Here is a 19,228-nt window from a genome sequence, read left to right as displayed (position 1 = left end):
AAAATGAAAATCACTGACATATCAATAAAAAGACCTTCATTGGTTATTGTGGTATTTACCGCACTAACGCTGATGGGTTTATTGAGTTATTTCTCGCTGGGATACGAACTTTTACCAAAGTTCTCTTCTAACGTAGTATCTATCTCAACCATCTACCCTGGTGCTTCACCTAATGAGGTAGAAAGTACCGTTACCAAAAAAATTGAGGATGCGGTTTCCTCAATGGAAAACATCAAAAAAATCAACGCCAACTCTTATGAGAGTTTATCTGTAGTAATTATTACTCTTACCGATAAAGCAGAGATAGATATTGCCTTAAATGATGCACAAAGAAAGGTAAATGCGATTTTAGCCGATTTACCGGACGATGTAAAACAACCATCTTTAAGTAAGTTCTCTTTGGATGACTTTCCGGTAATCACGATGTCTGCATCAGGCAACATGGACGATATTTCGTTCTACGATTTGATGGACAAACGTATTGCACCAATTATTTCGCGTGTACCAGGTGTGGCACAGGTAAATTTAATTGGTGGTTCTGAGCGTGAAATTAAAGTAGCAATGGACGCAAAAAAACTGCAAGGTTACGGTTTATCAGTTCCTGCAATTCAGCAAGCTATCTTATCTTCTAACTTAGATTTCCCTACCGGAAGTGTTAAAACAAGAGCGCAAGACATTTTAGTACGTTTATCTGGTAAATACGCCAGTGTAGAAGACATGCGTAACCTAGTGGTGAGTACCAGTAAAGACGGCGCGCAAATTCGCTTAGGTGATATAGCCGACGTTCAGGATACGCAAAAAGAAACTGAAAAAATTGCCCGTATTAATAGAGCAAACTCTATTGCGGTTCAAATTATTAAACAAAGTGATGCCAACGCTGTAACGGTAAGTGAGGGTACAAAGCAAACCATCGAAAAACTTAAAGCCGATTACAAAAATGTTGGTTTAGATATTAAAATCGTAAACGATAGTTCGGTCTATACGCTAGAATCTGCCGATGCGGTAATCCACGATTTAATGCTGGCTGTTGTGTTGGTAGCAATCGTAATGCTTTTCTTCTTACACAGTCTTCGTAACGCCGTAATCGTAATGATTTCGATTCCTGCATCGCTAATTGCAACATTTATCGGTATTGCTTTATTTGGCTATACCTTAAACTTAATGTCGCTACTGGGTCTATCACTCGTGGTAGGGATCCTGGTCGATGATGCGATTGTGGTTTTGGAGAACATTCAGCGCCACATGGAGATGGGCAAAAACAGGGTCAGAGCAGCTTCTGATGCAACCCGTGAAATTGGTTTTACCGTAGTTTCCATCACCTTCGTAATTGTGGTAGTGTTCTTCCCAATTGCAGTGAGTACCGGTATGGTGGCTAACATTTTACGTCAGTTTTGTGTGGTGGTAATCATTTCAACATTGCTTTCGTTGGTAGCATCATTTACTATCGTACCATTAATTTTCTCCCGTTTTGGTAAATTAGAACGTATTGAAGGAAAAAATATCTTCGGGAAATTTATCCTTTGGTTTGAAAAACAATTGCGCAAGTTTACCCAGTGGATTACAAACCTATTAATATGGACCTTAGGTCATAAGGCACTCACATTAATAATTATGTTTGTAATGTTTATCTCATCATGCGGTTTATTGGCAGGTGGATATATTGGTTTTGAGTTTTTCCCTAAATCAGATAAAGGCGAATTCTTATTACAAATAGAAATGCCTAAAGATGTTTCTTTGGAACAAACCAACTTCTACACGCAAAAAGCTGAGGATTATTTAAGCAAACAGAAAGATGTAATTCAAACCATTGCTACGGTTGGTCAATCGAGTGAAGGCATGGGTGCAAGTCAGTCTACGGCTTATAAATCGGAAATCAACGTAAAATTAAAGGAAAAAGAAGAGAGAGGAAATGTTTCGTCGGATATCATTTCCACTACCTACACCCGCGAATTAGAGAAAGTATTGGTGGGTGCCAAAATCAAAACCGTTCCGATTGGTATTTTGGGAACTGCCGATGATGCACCAATCCAATTGGTAGTGATGGGTTCTGAACTGGATAGCGTTTTAGCATTTGCACAAAAGGCACAAAATGTTCTTGCAAAAATTCCTGGAGCTACACAAACTAAATTATCTGTAGAAAAAGGAACACCAGAGATTAACGTAAAGGTTGATCGCGATAAAATGTCGGCCTTAGGCCTTACGCTGCAAACAGTAGGTGCAACGATGCAAACTGCTTTTGCTGGTAATACTGATGGAAAATTCCGTCAGGGAGAATATGAGTATGATATAAACATTCAATATCAGGATTTCGACAGAAAAGATATTGATGATGTTCGTAATTTGATTTTCACCAACCAAGCCGGGCAACAAATCAAGCTTTCTCAGTTTGCCGATATTAAAGAAGGTTCTGGTCCAAGTTTATTGGAGCGTTTAAATAAATCTACTTCAGTAACCGTAAAAGCTCAAACAGTTGGTGTGCCAACAGGTACAGTTGTTACCAATTTCCAGACTGAACTGGATAAATTGAAAAAACCAGCTGGAATTAGTTTCTATTGGGCCGGTGACCAAGAAAACCAAAGTGAAGGATTTGGTACTTTAGGTATCGCCTTACTTGCAGCGATTGTATTGGTTTATCTAATCATGGTAGCCTTATACGATAGTTTTGTTTATCCGTTGGTAGTAATGTTCTCGTTACCTCTTGCCTTAATTGGTGCCTTGCTTGCCCTGGCATTAACCAATAATGCATTGGGTATCTTCACTATTTTAGGTTTCATTATGCTGATGGGTTTGGTGGCAAAAAATGCGATTATCCTCGTCGATTTTACCAACCAAATGAAAGCACAAGGAAAGTCTACTCACGAAGCTCTTATTTTAGCTAACCATGCCCGTTTACGCCCGATTTTGATGACAACCATTGCCATGGTAATTGGTATGTTGCCTATCGCGTTGGCCAGTGGTGCTGGTGCCGATTGGAAAAACGGTTTGGCTTGGGTTATTATCGGTGGTTTAACAAGTTCGCTCTTCTTAACATTGGTCGTTGTACCAGTGATGTATCAAATTTTCGACAATATGTTGCACAAATTTGGTTATGATAAAAAGGGTCAAACTATTGAGGATTTAATGGTTGAGCCTTACGATCACAAAGACGTAAATGAATATGACTTAGATCACGGTCATTAAAATATTAATTCATCCACATTAACAATCAATCAGGTCGCCTCCCAAAGGCGACCTTTTTTTTGCAATCTGTTTTAGAAATACGCCACTTGCAAACAAAATATTATGCAACGTTGTATATTAGTGATATGTTTAAAATTGCTTCAACTCTCATTTTAATCATCGCTTCACTGTTAGCAAAGGCTCAACATCCCCCTGTTTTTCCAGCGATGACCACAGATTCATCATTTATCAAGATTGCTGATCTAAATATCAATTTAGTTAAATACTCATACAAACCCAATGGCGTAAGGTTTTTAGTGGTTCATGATAATGAAGATACCGGCGTAAAGGCTGGTTTTGATTATATCCGCTGGAGTGGTGGAGAGCTAATCGATAGCCAGTACGGTGGCGTACGTGATTATGTTTTCACTCACATGGACGATCAATACCGAATAGATCCAAATGCAATTTATACACAACGGGGTGTAAATAGCAGACTTAAAAAAGATTATTTTAGCTCTAACGAGATAGAAAAACTAATTCTGGATGCAGGCAAACAAATTGTTGATTTCTACGATCCAAAATCAACTGGCTACATTTTAACATTACACAATAATGCTGATGGCGGTTTTGGCATTTCTTCTTATTTGCCTGGTTACGATTTATCAAGCACCGCTGATTCTGTATTTATAAATTTTGAAATGGATGGCGATGATTTACTTTACGTAACTGAACCAAGATTATTTACTAGCTTGAAAAAAGCAAATGTAAACGTAATTCTGCAATCGAAATTTGCCGAAAATGATGGATCACTTTCAGTATATGCCATGCAGAACAATATTCCTTATATTAATGTAGAAGTGCAACATGGCCATCAGTATGAAAACCTCAGGTTGATTGAATTGGCGATCGCTACGTTGAAGGAGCACGGCTTGATTAAAAAAGAAAGCTCAAGTATTCAAAAAGATCGTGCAGGCAAATCCTCTACTCAATAGCTTTTATCTTGGTTACCAAAAAGCTCACCAATAATCCAAACAGCCCAATTACGGCATAAGAGTATTGAAGGCTGGATAATGCAGAAATATAACCAATGAGCGGCGGCCCCATCAAAAAGCCTAAGTAACTCACACTAGAAACCATAGCGATAGCCATACCTGCCGACATCTTTCCATTTTTGCCGGCAACGCTGTAAACTGTAGGAACGATACTCGATACACCTATACCGACCAACATAAAACCGATAGTCGCTGGAATAATATAAGGCAGAAAAACAGAAAGAAACATTCCGGAAGATATAATCAAACCACTAATTTGAATGGTTTGTTTTCTTCCCAGGCTAGCAATAATTCGATCACCTACAAACCTTCCGGTGGCCATCATGACCATAAAAGAAGCGTAACCTAAAATCACTAAAGAAGAAGGTGCTTTAACAATTTCCTTGAAATAAACCCCGCTCCAATCGAACATTGCGCCTTCCGTTGCCATGCTACAAAAACCAATAATGCCCAACTGTAAAAGAACGCCCTCAGGCTTTACAAAAAGCTTTCCTTTTCGTTCAGTTCTGGTTCCTTTGCCAGGAACCAAGTGTTTATAATTGAAAAATACGTTTATAAAAATTAAAGCGACAATAATCCAAAAGTGATGATAAGGAACGATATGGAGATTAACCATTAATAAACCAACCAATGCACCTGTGAAACCTGCAATACTCCAGGCGCCGTGAAAAGATGTCATAATAGGTCGACCGAATAATTTTTCCGCTTCTGAACCTTGCGTATTCACGGCAATGTTGCACATATTTCCTATTATACCAAAGAGAAAGAGAAACGCGGCTAAATGCCAGGAAGCGGTAGCCAGCCCCAAATTACTTAAGGCCAAAACATACAACGGAGCCGTGATGGTAAGAATAGCTTTACTGCCATATTTAGTAACTAACCCACCTGAAATTGGCATAGTAACCAATTGCCCCAACGGAAGCGCCAACAAAATACTACCAAGTTCGCCATCTGATAAATTTAAGCTGTGTTTAATATCAGGAATTCTACTGGCCCAGGAAGCAAATGCGATGCCTTGGCCGAAATAAAACAATGAAACCGCTAAACGAATCCGGTTTGAAGAACTTTGGATTTGAACAGGTTTAACTTCTGCCTGATTTAAAACTTCCTGATGCGTACTATTCTCTTCCAAAACTTGATTTTTAATATCCCGGGGATTTGGATGCAAAGTTCTTCAAATCAAACGGCAATTAAAAGATGTATTTATCATTTTAACCTAATAAAGTTAGGTAGCATAATTAATTTAATTCGACCTACTGTTAGAAATAAAAAAACCGCCAAAAAGGCGGTCTAATCATAGGTAAAAGTGGTATTTATATTTTATTTGGCTGGAAAAATTTTACTACACCATCGCCCTCGCTGGCAACAATAAGTAAACTTCTTCCATTCGGACTATCTTTTGGTTTTACAAATAATAGACCTTCAGGGGCATCTCCTGTACCAAACAATTGGACAAATTTAGGGGCAGAAGGGGTGCTCACATCATAAACCGCAATCATATCTACTCGCTCCATACCGATAAAAGCCAGGGTTCTGCCATTTACCTCTGCCACTGTAACACCTTCAACTTCCACTCCTTTGTTATCCGATCGGGTATCATCGTATTTGCCAGCGTCGATAACCTGCTGTTCCAGATCCTTACCTACGTTTGCAATTAGTGCGCCAGTATTTGCATTGATAATGCTCATACTTCTTCCGCCAGTAGCATAAAGTTCATCGTAATCTCCATCCCCGTCATTATCGCCGAAGGCTTTCGTTACCGTTAATCTACCCAGGTTTGCATCTAATTGTAAAGTTGCCGCTGTCGGAAATTTTGTAGGGTCTAACTTTAAACTCTTCACTCTTGCTTCTTCATCGTAACCTTTCCATGCTCTCGTATCACCTTCATTCGCTAATGCCAGATAAGAAGTACCGCCAGTGCTGAAATACGAAATAGCATCCGGTAAGTAGAAAGCTTTAATTGGCCAGTTTTCTAACTGAATCTTCTTTCCGCTTTTTTCGTCGTCGCTTACATCCCATGCATTTTCGGCTAAGCTTATATCTCTTGTTCCTAGCGGAGTAATTTTAGTAATCGTTCCGGCAATGATATCAACTTCGGCAACACCATTGTTTTCCTGCAAGGTTACATAAGCTTTCTTGGAATCAGAACTTACTGCAATGTATTCCGGTTCAATGTCTTGAGCAAAACTTGCTTTCGGGCCATATATTCTAAAACCGCCCGCCACCAAAGTTGCTCTTTGCGATTCGAAAGCCGAAAAATCTAAAGTTTTAACTGAATAATTATCTTTTATACTAATCACTGATACCGTCCCTATTGGATCAACAGTATATTCATCATTCGGTTCACCTTCGTTTGCAGAAAGAATATAGTTTCCATCAGGGCTAAAAGTGACCATATCGGGCATGGCGCCAACAGTCACTTTTTTTACTTCTGATAAATCTGATGTTTTCAATATTACTACATCTCCATTACCTTGTTTATTTGCGCCATCTAAGGCAATAGCCAATAAACCATTGTTCACTGCAACACTGTTAATCCCTGCGTTACTGGCATATAAAAGTGTTTTTATTTTGGTAACTGTAGGATAACTGGCTAAATCCAATACTTCAACTTTAGCACCACCATCGTTGCTCACCACAAAAAGCTTCTTAGTTGAAGAATCGTAAGCGGTGATTTCTGCTGCAGTTTCGCCGCCCAAATCTACTGAGGCTGTTTCCTTAAAACTCGCAATATCTTCGGCCACAATCGGCTCTTCTGTATCTATCGGTTCTGATGCTTTTTTACAGGCGCTGAAAGCCATCGTTGCAACTAATAAGGCAACGAAAAGTTTTTTACAATTCATGGTTTATTTAATATCTGAAACGCAAAAATAAATTTGAACAACGCTTTTTTTCAGTCTGTACTTGTTATCATTTTGTTAAGGAATTGCGCTAAAAGGAGTAAGGAGCAAAGATTAAAGAACAAGTAGCAAAAATTTAGAAGTAGGGAGTGTAGAGTGTAGCGTAAGGAGCTAATTAACGAGCGGATGATATGCTATGGGTTTTGCATGAGGGATAGCAGAGGAAATCCTTTTTGTTGTCATCCTGAACGTAGTCGAAGGACAATAAAAAGATTGGAACGAATAGCCTGACCCTTGCCTAGCTTGGGCATGCCCAAAATTTTAAGAAATCTTTGAGAGATCTCCCGCTTGCAGTGAAAATGACTACAATTAAAAAAACAAGTTTCGCAAAAGAGGCCGATAATTTCTTATCGGCCTCTTTATATAATTGACCTGTGAAGACACAGACCACGACAATTAAATATGTATCGCTCTGTTTTCAGTTGCAGCCATTGCCGCTTCTTTCAATGCCTCAGTATAAGTTGGGTGAGCGTGACAGGTACGGGCAATATCTTCAGCAGAAGCACGAAATTCCATCGCGATAACGGCCTCAGCAATCATATCTGCAGCACGTGGACCAATCATATGCACACCTAAAACTTCATCTGTTGCAGCATCTGCCAAAACCTTGATAAAGCCATCGGTATCCATACTGGCTTTTGCACGTCCGCTAGCTTTAAACGGAAATGAACCTGCTTTATATTTTGTACCTTTTTCTTTCAATTGCTCTTCTGTTAAACCAACAGATGCAACTTCTGGCCAGGTATAAACCACCCCTGGAATGAGGTTATAATTGATGTGTGGTTTTTGTCCGGCAATAGTTTCAGCTACATAAATTCCTTCATCTTCGGCTTTGTGGGCCAACATTGCACCCGTAATTACATCGCCAATAGCATAAACTCCGGGTACCGAAGTTTCTAAATGCTCGTTTACCGGAACTTTCTTACCTCTTTCTTCAATAGTGATTCCAATTTTCTCTAAGCCTAAACCTTCAGTATAAGCTGTACGGCCAACCGCTACGATACAATAATCGGCATCTAGAGAAATAGTTTCGCCTTTGGGATTTTCAGCAGTTACCGTAACTGTTTTACCTTTTGTGGTTGCGCCGGTAACTTTATGGCCCATGTAAAATTCCATGCCTAAGTTTTTCTTCAATACACGTTGAAGTTCTTTACCCAAACTTGCATCCATGGTTGCAATAATAGACGGCAAAAATTCAACCACGGAAACTTTTGTTCCTAAACGGGCATAAACCGAACCTAATTCTAAACCAATAACTCCACCCCCGATAACCACCATCGATTTTGGAACTTCTTTGATATTTAAAGCCTCAGTTGAGGTAATGATACGTTTTTTATCAATTGGCAAAAATGGTAACGTAGTAGGTTTTGAACCCGTTGCTATAATAACGTTTTTGGCTGTTAACGTTTCAGTAGAACCATCTGCCTTAGTGATTAAAACAGTGTTTTTATCTATAAAAGAACCCACCCCTTCATAAGAATCAATTTTGTTTTTCTTGAATAAATAAGTGATCCCGGCAGTATTCTGTGCAACAACATCGTCTTTACGAGCGATCATTTGAGGCATATTTACTTTCAGGTTTTTTAAATCGATACCATGAGTGGTAAAAGTATGAGCAGCGTTGTGGTAATGCTCTGAAGAATCTAATAAAGCTTTCGATGGAATACAGCCAACGTTAAGGCAAGTACCTCCAAAAGTTTTGTATTTTTCTATAACGGCAGTTTTTAACCCTAACTGAGCACAACGGATTGCGCCAACATAACCGCCCGGCCCTGAACCGATAACAACGACATCGTATTGCATAATTTCTTGAGAATTTTGATTAGTCAAAGGTAGGGAAAAAAGGCGGAAAGCTGAAAGTCAAAAGCGCTAAGCTGCAATGCAAAAAGCACAATTTTACAATGAAAAAGGATTGAAAAAGACAATCTAAAATGCACAATAATGCTTCCTACAAAAGGAAGTGTAAAAAACGTTAATTATAGATATGTATTAATAAATCACGAAATAATCGTCGATTGGCTCTTTTTGAAGGTTAAAAGCTAAAATATAATAACCGATTTCAAAATCGTCTTTAATAATTAAGCTCTTGATAAAAATTGATTCCTGATCTTTTATTTCAAAAGAAAGGTTATCAACATCCAAATAAATATCATTTGTGGAAACGTCCAAATCAAAATTGGTATTATTATCGATTAAATATTGGAAGCTTTTAGTTATCTGCTCTTTTATCTCTCTCGAATCAATAAAGCTTTTAATTTCTGATTCTTTCATACTCCTTATTAAACTTATCTTAAAACACTACAAAATTCCATGCTCCAGGATATAAGTTTTTACATGAGCGAAATTTAGAAATAGTTGATCGGCGATTTTTAATTTTTGGTGAGCCCTAACATTATTTTGAACGGCATAGGTCGTTATTCCAGCTGCCATTGCCGATTTTACACCATTTATAGTATCTTCGAATACGATACATTCCTCTTTCTGGAGCCCGAGTTTTTGAACACAAATATTGTAACTTTCAGGATCAGGTTTGCTTTTCGTTACATCGGTTCGGGTGACAAATAATGTAAAATATTTAGCTAATCCATTTCTCGCAAAAACCGCATCTACGTCTATTTTCGGACTTGCAGTAACCACTGCCAGGGTAAATCCTTTATCGTAGAAATACTGAACAAAATCTAATGCAAATGGCATTAGGGCAATATCTTTTGTTCTAAATCCATCGAAGGTAAGTTGCTCTCTTCGCTCGATAAAGTCATCCAGATCTGCATCTATTTTATACTTGCTGATAATCGTTTTTGCATTTTGGGGCAAAGGAATACCAGCATAACTGCTCAGCCAATCCTTAAAATCAAGCACCACATGATATGGGGAAAGAAACTCATTCCAACAATCAAAGTGAAACTTTTCGGAATCAATTAATGTTCCATCTAAATCAAATAGTAGCGCTTTTATTTTACTCATATCTTCTAAGGGTTGATTGCATAGATTTATCTTTTGGATAGTTACACAGATTAATAGATTTCAAAGATTAATTTGTTTTCCCGCCTGGCATCTAACTTCCGACTCGGCTTTTAGACTCTAACCTACGGACTTTCAGATTACCTGATCACTTCAAAAAGAAAAAACTGTTGAACTTGTGCTTTACCAAAATTATTATCTACACAAAAAACTAATGTATTATTTCCATTTGGCAATTTCGGGCCAAAAGTAATTCCTTCAATATTATCAATATGCATATTCAAAGAATCAAAATCGAAAAGTATTGTTTTTTTTAATGGTTTAGGCGGATTCGCGATAAAAGAAGGATTGTTGATTACATTTTCAGCGCCATCCAAATCCACCAAATAGAGCTTCACAAAGGAGTGATCGTCGCGTCCTTTTGCCCAGGCCCTTTCCATCACCAACAGGGTATGATTATTTATAGTCAGAATTTCGGAAATACCGTTCAAATTCCAATCACTTTCTGCTGTCGGCTTAATTGGCAAAGCATCTAATCTGTATGCATATTGTGCTGTATTTTGTTTTTTATCTACATCAAATTTCACAATTCTTGTTAAGGCTTGATTAAATTCAAAATGCGACTGCTCACCGTCTTGATATAAGGGTTCCTCTAAACTGGCATATAAAGTTTTGAAATTATCTGCATAACTTAAACCTTCAAAAAAGGCATTTTTACGAACGCCAAACTTCTGTTTGGTGATGTGAAAACCAGCGGGCAACGGAATGGTATCTAAATATTTTCCTGTTGTAGATAGGAATGTTAGCGCAGGCTGAACAATGGTTGTATCCGTTTTTCTGTAAAGCCGTTCGCCCTCGTTGCTCCAAACAAAAGTTTGTTTTAAAGGATTATAGCGAACCGACTCTCCATCAGCTTTTGAATTTTTACCGTATTGATATTTCGGATATTCCGTTCCATCGTTTTGCAGAATAAAGGTAACTCCTGTCAACCTAACCGTATCTATTTTATCTTCTTTGATATCAATTTCTGCGGTGTAAATCCTCGCCGGACTAAACTGCGATGGATCGTCGCTAATCATATAATATTGATTTTTTTTTCTATCATAATCAATACCAGATAAACCACCCACCAATGTATTCTGGAAGGTTCCATTAAGCGGCATAATGTATTCGCTCAAAAATTTTATTGATGAAATTGAATTTTCCTTATTTCTATCAACAACATTTTTTGTTGTGGAACACGAAGAAAACAATAGGATAGCAACAAAATTGAAAAGGGAGATTTTCGAGAATATTTTTTTCAAATCGAAATGTTTTGGTGGCAAAAGTATAGAATTTGATGAAATAAATAAGCCGTTCCAATTTAATATCGAAACGGCTAATTTTTTATCCAATGAATGGTTTAAAACAACTTGCCAATGATGCGATAAGAAATCTTATCTCCATCAACAACTTCTTCGTAATAAACATCGGTAGGAGAAACAAAATACTTTTCGTTTTTAATGGTTACTTCTCGACATCCATCTGGCAACTGTGTAATAATTTCACCAATTTGATGGGTATCAACCGGGCCATCAGTTGTATTTAACACGCCATCTTTTCCAGCAACAATATAAACCGTAGCGCCATCTGCATTTTGGCCCTGAGTATAGTAAACACCTTTATATTCATAATAGTCTACCCCATCAATAGTGACTAGATTTGCATCTTGTGGCAAGCTTGGTACTTCTGCCCCAACTGGAGGTACTACTACCTCATATTGGTTATTATTTTGCTGATAAAATAATCCCCCGGAATAATAAAACTGGTTCGGACCATAATTAAATGGGTAATAACCATATGGTAAAACGCCAATTCTAAAACCTAAAAACGGCCTGTAAAAATTATAATAGCTGTAATATGGCCGATAGTATGGCCTTCCAAAACCTGGGCGATACCCATAACCCGGCCGGTAATTTCCTCCTGGGCGAAATCCCGGTCTGTTATAACCTGGTCTGTTGTAACTATACCCAGGGCGTTCAGGCCTGCCCGAATTAGAGCGACTAAATCCTGGATCTATTGACCTATTTGAACCTCTATTTGGAACCTGCGACATCCTATTATTTGATGGAGCCTGCATAGAAGGTTGCCTCGATAAACTACCCCTTGATGGTGAAATGGAGCTTGACCTACCGCCTCCAGCACTTGATGAACCCCCGCCACCTCTACTTGGGCGTTGAGCTGAAACACGCTCGATAGTCAAAGTTGTCATCATCACTGCCGCAGCCAAAACAACTATTCCTTTATTTAATAACCTTTTCATGTTTGTGTTTAATTTAATTATAAATATGACGATGAAAGCGTTCGAAAGATTAATCATTAACATTATTTAACTTAATTCTGATAGAGCAATGACGATCGCCTCTAAGGCAGCTAACAAACCTTTTACGGGATGTTTTTTCTAATCAATTTCTAATCACCTATATTTAAATTTTATTACTAAAAACCAAACCTGAATGAACTTTTCAAGATTTTTAAATCTCCTATTTTGTTTATTTATTTCCACTTCACTATGGGCTCAGCAACCTGATTCGGCTTATGTTAGAGAAAACTACACTAAAATAGAACGCAAAATACCCATGCGAGATGGAGTTAAACTCTTCACTTCCATTTACATACCCAAAAATCAATCCAAAAAACATCCATTTTTGATTAACCGAACGCCTTACACAGTTGCTCCATATGGTGCCGATAATTATAAAGTAAGCCTGGGAAATTTCCCTGGCATGGCTCGTGAGGGGTTTATCTTCGTTTATCAGGATGTACGCGGACGTTGGATGAGTGAGGGTACTTTTGAAGATATTCGACCACAAACTAACAAAAGAGGTAAAACGGCTATTGATGAAAGTACCGATACCTATGATACCATAGATTGGTTAATAAAAAACGTGAAAGACAATAATGGCAAAGCAGGCATATATGGAATTTCATATCCTGGATTTTATTCCACTACTTCTCTTCCAAATGCGCACCCAGCGCTAAAAGCTGTTTCGCCACAGGCTCCCGTTACCGATTGGTTTATGGGTGATGATTTCCACCACCGTGGCACTTTGTTTTTAATGGACGCTTTCAGTTTCATGAGCAGTTTCGGAGTTCCACGTCCAAAACCAATTACACCAGATAAAGGGCCAAAAGGTTTCCAATTTCCTATTCAGGATAATTATCGCTTTTATTTGGAATCAGGCTCGATAAAGAACTTAAAGGAAAAGTATTTTGCTGATAGCATTAAATTTTGGAATGATTTATTTAAACATCCAAACTTAGATACCTTTTGGAAAGCACGATTGATTACCCCACACTTGAAAAATGTTAAACCAGCTGTGATGGTGGTTGGTGGTTTCTTCGATGCCGAAGATGCTTATGGAACTTTCGACACTTACAAAGCCATTGAAAAACAAAATCCAGGAGCTACCAATATTCTAGTGGCTGGACCGTGGTTTCATGGCGGCTGGGTACGAGGTGATGGTTCATCTTTTGGCGATATTCAGTTTGGAGCTAAAACAAGTATCGATTATCAACAAGAGTTTGAACTTCCTTTTTTTAAACACTACTTAAAAGGTGAAGGAGATTTTAACGCTGCCGAAGCGAACATTTTTGTCACGGGATCTAACGAATGGAAAAAATTTGCAAGCTGGCCACCTCAAGAAATAGAAACTAAAAATCTATACCTGCAACCTAACGGAAAATTGAGCTTTGAAAAAGTGGGCAGAACCGATAGCTGGGACGAATATGTGAGCGATCCGAATAATCCTATACCTTATCAGGATGGCGTTCAGGCAAGAAGAACCCGAGAATACATGATCGATGATCAACGTTTCGCTGCCAGAAGACCTGATGTAAAAACATACCAAACGGATGCTTTAACAGAGGACATTACCCTAACCGGACCAGTATTGGCGAATCTGGTCGTTTCTACTACCGGAACAGATGCTGACTATGTGGTTAAATTAATTGATGTTTATCCGGAGGATGAACCAAATCCGAATCCGAATCCTGAAAACATTATCATGGGAGGATATGAAATGCTGGTTCGTGGCGAGATTATGCGTGGCAAATACCGCAACAGTTTCGAAAAGCCCGAAGCCTTTACTCCTGGTGCTATTACTAAAGTGAATTATCCACTACCAGACGTGGCACATACTTTCAAAAAAGGACACAAAATCATGATTCAAATTCAGAATTCATGGTTTCCTTTAGCTGATCGTAATCCACAAAAATTCATGGATATCTACCAGGCTGAACCTGGTGACTTTCAAAAAGCAACGCACAAAATTTATCACGATGTAAAAAACAGTTCCTTTATAACGGTTTCGGTTTTGAAGTAACTTCAAGCAATAACTAAAGCAATCGTCATTGCGAGGCACGAAGCAATCTCATTTTGATTGCATCTCAAGTTTTTGTGAGATTATTTCATACCTCGCAATGACGCAAAGAAATATTAAAAATGAAAAAAATACTCACCCTTATCTCCATTGCATTAAGCATTGCAAGCGTTCAGGCTCAGATGCTTGGCAAAAATCAAGTAAACTCAAGAGCCGATAGTTTACGTGGAACGCTTACACCATTACGAACTTGTTACGACATTAATTACTATCACTTAGATGTTAAAATTGATATCGACCAAAAATCAGTTGCAGGAAGCAATGAATTTGCTTTCACGGCTATGGAGGATTTTAACAAACTGCAATTTGATCTTTTCGATAATCTGAAGGTTGAAAAAGTAGTTTATAATAACACAGCGTTGAAATTTTCAAGAGAATATAATGCGGTTTTTGTAACCTTCCCTAAAACAATTAAAAAAGGAAGCAAAGACAAATTTACCGTTTTTTATTCTGGGAACCCGAGGGTAGCTAAAAATGCTCCTTGGGATGGTGGCTTTATCTTTAAGAAAGATTCTGCAGGGAATCCATTTATTTCGGTAGCGTGCCAGGGTTTGGGAGCGAGTGTATGGTGGCCAAATAAAGATCATCAAAGCGATGAAGTTGATAGCATGCTCATCAGCATCAGCGTTCCCAATACACTGCAAGAAATATCAAATGGAAGACTAAGAAATACTGTTGACAAACCTGATGGTTTCAAACAGTACAATTGGTTTGTTAGTAACCCAATCAACAACTATGATGTAAGTTTCTATATCGGAAAATACGCCCATTGGACAGATAGTTATGATGGCGAAAACGGAAAATTATCGATTGACTATTGGGCACTTCAGGTGGATAGTGCAAAAGCCCGTCCACATTGGGATGCTGACGTAAAACCGATGCTAAAATGTTTCGAATATTGGTTTGGGCCTTATCCATGGTATAAAGATGGCTACAAATTGGTTCAGGCGCCGCACTTAGGCATGGAGCACCAGAGCGCTGTGGCATATGGAAATCAATTTAAAAAAGGCTACTTGGGTCGAGATTTAAGCGGAACGGGACACGGTCTAAAATGGGATTTTATCACCGTTCACGAAAGTGGCCACGAATGGTTTGGAAATAATATTACCACCAAAGATCTTGCAGACATGTGGGTGCATGAAGGCTTTACTAATTACTCTGAAACGCTGTTTACAGAATGCACCGATAGTAAGGCATCAGGTAGCGAATATTTAATTGGTATTCGCAGTGGGATCAGCAATGATATTCCGATTATTGGCCCTTATGACGTGAATAAAGAAGGTTCTGGTGACATGTACCCAAAAGGTGCAAATCTTATTCACAACATCCGTCAATTAATTAATAATGATGAAAAGTTCAGACAGATTTTACGTGGCTTAAATAAAACCTTCTACCACAAAACGGTAACCACAGCGCAAATAGAGAACTACATTGCCCAGCAAAGTGGATTGAAATTAGATAAAGTTTTCGATCAATATCTTCGCCACACCAACATACCATTACTGGAATATAAAATTGAAAACGGAACACTTTCCTATCGGTGGATAACGGATGTTAAAGGTTTTGACATGCCGGTTCGCGTAACACTAAAAGATGGAGTTTATAGTTTGATAAAACCTACTAATAATTGGAAAACTATAAAAGTTGATGCCAGCATTACTGCGGAAAACTTCAAAAATGATCCTGCATTTTATATTAATATTAAAAAAGGATAGCAACAATTGAAAGGTATCCAAAACAAAGCCCATTGCATAACGCATTGGGCTTTGTTGTTAAATGGATGGTAACAACCCTGCGATTAATAAAAAGAAAGGAGAACTGCTCGACACCTCATTATTCTATTTGACGGAACAATGATTAGAATCATTTTTTATACCTATGGCCCACCTACTCACCGAGAAAATTGAATTAGTTTTAATAAGCTATGCAACTTTTTGATAAAATGATCGTCTTATAAGAAAACCGTATTCATCAACCAATTGAGGCCATCTCCATTGGCTATAAAACTTTTATCAATAATGAAAAAACTATTTGCCCTATTATTCGCCGCATTTACCTTAACAACAGCCATCAGCGCAATTGCCAAAGAACAAATTAATATTAAATCATCGAAGCTTAATGATGATGAAAGAGAGGTTGGCAATTTCAATGGCATCGCTTCCGCCGGACCGATAAATGTTGTGGTTACCTTGGGCAGCAAAGAAAGTTGCCGTTTAGAAGGTGATGCTGAAGCGATTTCATCGATCATCACTGAAGTGAAGGGCAATGTGTTAATTATTCGTCCTCAAAACAGCATCACCAGTTGGTCTAGAAAATATGAGGGTAAAAAGATAACCGCTTACGTATCGGCTAGAGAATTGGCCAGCTTAACCATGAGCGGTTCTGGTAGCATGGTTGTAAATGGAAAAATCAGCATGACTGACTTAACCACCACCTTAAGTGGTTCGGGTAGCATCAAAGCTTCGGCAGATGTTGATCACTACAACGGAGTAATTAGCGGTTCTGGTTCGCTGAACATTACAGGCAGCGCCGATCGTGCGAAGATTGTTATAAGCAGTTCGGGATCTTTCGAAGGAAAAAGTTTTGCAGTAAGTGCATTAACGACTACCATAAGTGGTTCTGGAACTGTTCACATCAAAGCAGATGAATCAATTAAAGCATTTATCAGCGGTTCTGGAAGTTTAAGTTATTCTGGCGATGCAAGGGTTGATAAAACCATCATCGGCTCAGGTAGGGTAAGAAAAATTTAAAAAGTATAAACCTTTTAGTTCTAACGTCTCAATGAAATTTGAGACGTTTTTTTATATGAAGTGAATTTAAAATTTGATTCTCACATCACACTCCTTAGTTCAATTTTCATACGATGAAATCACAAAGCTTTCTCACTACGCGATGCTCATCAATTTAATTAGATAAAAGCGCCCGTTTCCAGTAAGATACCTCCGTTTTGTTAGGCTGAATTTTAGCATTTAAAACTGAAAACCTATCACCGTTAAATTTTCGATATAATTTATTTTCTGACTAGCCTTATCAAATTCATCCCACCCAGTAGTGTGTACCCGGGTTAAGTTAGTTGCTCCAAATTTGGTGCTGTTTTGTAGATAAACATTTTTCCAGACATAGAATTTTAATCCAACTTTAGCCGAAATGCCATAACCTGATATACTGAAGTGGTTATTTCTACCCAATCCAAAAAGATGAGCTTCCGTTCGTGGAACCATCAAGCCAGCTCCTAAACCTGTTTCCAAAGTCAACGATGTGTTTCCACCTGGAGCTACCCAGATATCATCATAACGCTCTACTTCAACATTTGCATAGTTAAAGCCATCAGTATGTTCGTAGGTCAACATGCTTTCCTTCACATTAATCATTTGCCCATTATAAGTGCCAGCAAGAGCACCGGTTGGGGTATTTTCTGGAGTAATGTTCGCACCGATTTTGCCCGTAATAGCTACCGTTTGCGGAATATCCATTACGTATTTCATGTGATCCCAGCCAATGGAAATGCTATAATTATCTTTGATGAAATAACCAACACGAATATTGTATTGGGGAACGGTGATTAAACTTGGATTTAAATAATCCCATCCCAGTCTTGATTGCCTATCGTGAGCGACAACATCGTGCAGCTTGAAATCGTAATTTGGGCCTTGGAATTGAATATCGCTTTTACCATACCATGAATTGTTATACCCCCAATGAAAATAAAAATCTCCTTTACGGGAAAAATTCCTTTTATGCTCTGGATTAAATAAACTTTTGGAAGTTGGTGTACGATTAACAGAAGACGTTTTCAACTCTTGTGCTTGCATCCGCTTGCCAAACAAGAGCGCAAAAAATAAGATAGACAATTTTTTCACGCGGCAAATTGAGTGAAAACGATGACCAATTACAACACCTTTAACATTTTGTAATCCATCTCAAGCAAAATATGACTTTAAAACATTAAAACCATATTAAAACCTGGTATATACCGCAAATTGAACAATGCTGTTATTCGTGTGGTTAGTAAAATTCTTAACCGCCTGATTCATATAGCCAACTTCCAAATCTACTTTCTTTGAAAAACGATATCCACCAGCCAAGTAAAGTCTGTTTTGATCGAAAACACTATTGTTGATTTTTTCCTTATTTTGAAAGTTTAAAAAAACCTCATTTTGCAAAACCACAAACATACCTTTATCAAAACTTTCCGCTGTTTTTTGCAAAGGCTGAATTAGGCGAAAAAAATACCTGAAACGTTGCGAAAAAACGTCTTCCTTGGCCCGCCCAATAAATCGCTGCTCTACCCTTACTCTATGGCTTGCAAATATGGAACTTAACTTATGGCTGAAGATATATTGCTCAAAAATACGGTGTTCATGCAAAAATGTATTCGAAACACCTTCAGCCTTATTTTGAGTAGTTTGCCATAAATAACCTAGCGCTACATTATGATCTTTATTGATGAAATATTGCAATGCTGGTCTAACTAAAGTATTTCTAACATAGCCCCAATCATCTGCAGAACGTACCTGTACATCGAAGTGCAGACCCCATTTCTGATTAAATTTGGTATTATTCACAAACATAAACCAGCCCGAATTTTGATATTGGGTTTGTGCGCATAAGGTGCCCGAGGTAGCCAACAATATAATAAAAGGGAATAGTAATTTTCTCATAAAGGTATTTGATATTTAAGTAGAAATCGTAACGCTGCGCTAAAATAGCAGAATTTTGATAAAGCCTTTCG

14 protein-coding genes are annotated in these 19,228 nt (G+C 38.1%); 5 read left to right on the top strand and 9 right to left on the bottom strand.

What is annotated here, in order from left to right:
* Window positions 1–3: 3 nt before the first annotated feature.
* Both AC3ITD_RS22980 and AC3ITD_RS22975 read left to right on the top strand, forming a co-directional pair.
* Window positions 4–3,180 (top strand): efflux RND transporter permease subunit, encoded by a 3,177-nt coding sequence (locus tag AC3ITD_RS22980; protein WP_265799313.1) that lies wholly within the window; start codon window positions 4–6, stop codon window positions 3,178–3,180.
* 86 nt (window positions 3,181–3,266) lie between these two features.
* Window positions 3,267–4,154, top strand: a complete 888-nt coding sequence (locus tag AC3ITD_RS22975) for a hypothetical protein (protein WP_489362941.1) — start codon at window positions 3,267–3,269, stop codon at window positions 4,152–4,154.
* Here the strand turns inward: AC3ITD_RS22975 and AC3ITD_RS22970 are convergent.
* The 7 genes from AC3ITD_RS22970 to AC3ITD_RS22940 form a co-directional block, all read right to left on the bottom strand.
* Window positions 4,144–5,346, bottom strand: a complete 1,203-nt coding sequence (locus AC3ITD_RS22970; RefSeq protein ID WP_489362940.1) for an MFS transporter — start codon at window positions 5,344–5,346, stop codon at window positions 4,144–4,146. The two genes, AC3ITD_RS22975 and AC3ITD_RS22970, sit on opposite strands and share 11 nt — an antisense overlap.
* 181 nt (window positions 5,347–5,527) lie before the next feature.
* On the bottom strand, window positions 5,528–7,057 hold the full coding sequence (locus AC3ITD_RS22965) for a choice-of-anchor I family protein (protein WP_489362939.1): 1,530 nt from the start codon (window positions 7,055–7,057) through the stop codon (window positions 5,528–5,530).
* Window positions 7,058–7,510: 453 nt separating this feature from the next.
* Window positions 7,511–8,917: a dihydrolipoyl dehydrogenase gene (gene lpdA, locus AC3ITD_RS22960; RefSeq protein WP_265799317.1), complete on the bottom strand. Its 1,407-nt coding sequence runs from the start codon at window positions 8,915–8,917 to the stop codon at window positions 7,511–7,513.
* 186 nt (window positions 8,918–9,103) lie between these two features.
* Window positions 9,104–9,385: a hypothetical protein gene (locus AC3ITD_RS22955; protein WP_489362938.1), complete on the bottom strand. Its 282-nt coding sequence runs from the start codon at window positions 9,383–9,385 to the stop codon at window positions 9,104–9,106.
* 27 nt (window positions 9,386–9,412) lie between these two features.
* Window positions 9,413–10,078, bottom strand: coding sequence for an HAD family hydrolase (locus tag AC3ITD_RS22950; protein WP_265799319.1), 666 nt, complete (start codon window positions 10,076–10,078; stop codon window positions 9,413–9,415).
* A gap of 137 nt (window positions 10,079–10,215) precedes the next feature.
* Window positions 10,216–11,379 carry an esterase-like activity of phytase family protein gene (locus tag AC3ITD_RS22945; RefSeq protein WP_265799320.1) on the bottom strand — a complete coding sequence of 388 codons (1,164 nt, stop codon included), beginning with the start codon at window positions 11,377–11,379 and terminating at the stop codon, window positions 10,216–10,218.
* 98 nt (window positions 11,380–11,477) lie between these two features.
* A complete protein-coding gene (locus tag AC3ITD_RS22940) occupies window positions 11,478–12,377 on the bottom strand; it encodes a DUF6515 family protein (protein WP_489362937.1) in 900 nt (299 codons plus the stop codon).
* Between the two features lie 193 nt (window positions 12,378–12,570).
* Between AC3ITD_RS22940 and AC3ITD_RS22935 the strand changes: the two genes are divergently transcribed.
* From AC3ITD_RS22935 to AC3ITD_RS22925, 3 genes are all read left to right on the top strand, one after another.
* Complete coding sequence (locus AC3ITD_RS22935) at window positions 12,571–14,439, top strand: CocE/NonD family hydrolase (RefSeq protein ID WP_489362936.1); 1,869 nt, start codon at window positions 12,571–12,573, stop codon at window positions 14,437–14,439.
* A gap of 119 nt (window positions 14,440–14,558) precedes the next feature.
* Entirely contained in the window at window positions 14,559–16,211 is a 1,653-nt protein-coding gene (locus AC3ITD_RS22930) for a M1 family metallopeptidase (RefSeq protein ID WP_489362935.1), read from the top strand.
* 303 nt (window positions 16,212–16,514) lie between these two features.
* The gene (locus AC3ITD_RS22925) at window positions 16,515–17,246 is read left to right on the top strand and encodes a head GIN domain-containing protein (RefSeq protein WP_265799324.1); all 732 of its coding nucleotides are present in this window, start codon (window positions 16,515–16,517) and stop codon (window positions 17,244–17,246) included.
* Window positions 17,247–17,465: 219 nt separating this feature from the next.
* On the opposite strand, the gene AC3ITD_RS22920 is transcribed toward AC3ITD_RS22925, so the two are convergent.
* Window positions 17,466–18,356, bottom strand: a complete 891-nt coding sequence (locus tag AC3ITD_RS22920) for a hypothetical protein (protein WP_265799325.1) — start codon at window positions 18,354–18,356, stop codon at window positions 17,466–17,468.
* A gap of 96 nt (window positions 18,357–18,452) precedes the next feature.
* A complete protein-coding gene (locus tag AC3ITD_RS22915) occupies window positions 18,453–19,157 on the bottom strand; it encodes a DUF2490 domain-containing protein (RefSeq protein WP_265799326.1) in 705 nt (234 codons plus the stop codon).
* Window positions 19,158–19,228 lie beyond the last annotated feature (71 nt).

The sequence above is a fragment of the Pedobacter sp. KH_004 genome (genome assembly GCF_057840755.1).
This window is presented reverse-complemented; position numbering and strand designations above follow the sequence as displayed.

Excerpts from the sequence above, each read along its gene's own strand:
- AC3ITD_RS22980 (WP_265799313.1), top strand. The coding sequence starts at position 4 with ATGAAAATCACTGACATATCAATAAAAAGACCTTCATTGGTTATTGTG.
- AC3ITD_RS22965 (WP_489362939.1), bottom strand. The coding sequence starts at position 7,057 with ATGAATTGTAAAAAACTTTTCGTTGCCTTATTAGTTGCAACGATGGCT.
- lpdA (WP_265799317.1), bottom strand. The coding sequence starts at position 8,917 with ATGCAATACGATGTCGTTGTTATCGGTTCAGGGCCGGGCGGTTATGTT.
- AC3ITD_RS22955 (WP_489362938.1), bottom strand. The coding sequence starts at position 9,385 with ATGAAAGAATCAGAAATTAAAAGCTTTATTGATTCGAGAGAGATAAAA.
- AC3ITD_RS22950 (WP_265799319.1), bottom strand. The coding sequence starts at position 10,078 with ATGAGTAAAATAAAAGCGCTACTATTTGATTTAGATGGAACATTAATT.
- AC3ITD_RS22940 (WP_489362937.1), bottom strand. The coding sequence starts at position 12,377 with ATGAAAAGGTTATTAAATAAAGGAATAGTTGTTTTGGCTGCGGCAGTG.
- AC3ITD_RS22935 (WP_489362936.1), top strand. The coding sequence starts at position 12,571 with ATGAACTTTTCAAGATTTTTAAATCTCCTATTTTGTTTATTTATTTCC.
- AC3ITD_RS22930 (WP_489362935.1), top strand. The coding sequence starts at position 14,559 with ATGAAAAAAATACTCACCCTTATCTCCATTGCATTAAGCATTGCAAGC.
- AC3ITD_RS22925 (WP_265799324.1), top strand. The coding sequence starts at position 16,515 with ATGAAAAAACTATTTGCCCTATTATTCGCCGCATTTACCTTAACAACA.
- AC3ITD_RS22915 (WP_265799326.1), bottom strand. The coding sequence starts at position 19,157 with ATGAGAAAATTACTATTCCCTTTTATTATATTGTTGGCTACCTCGGGC.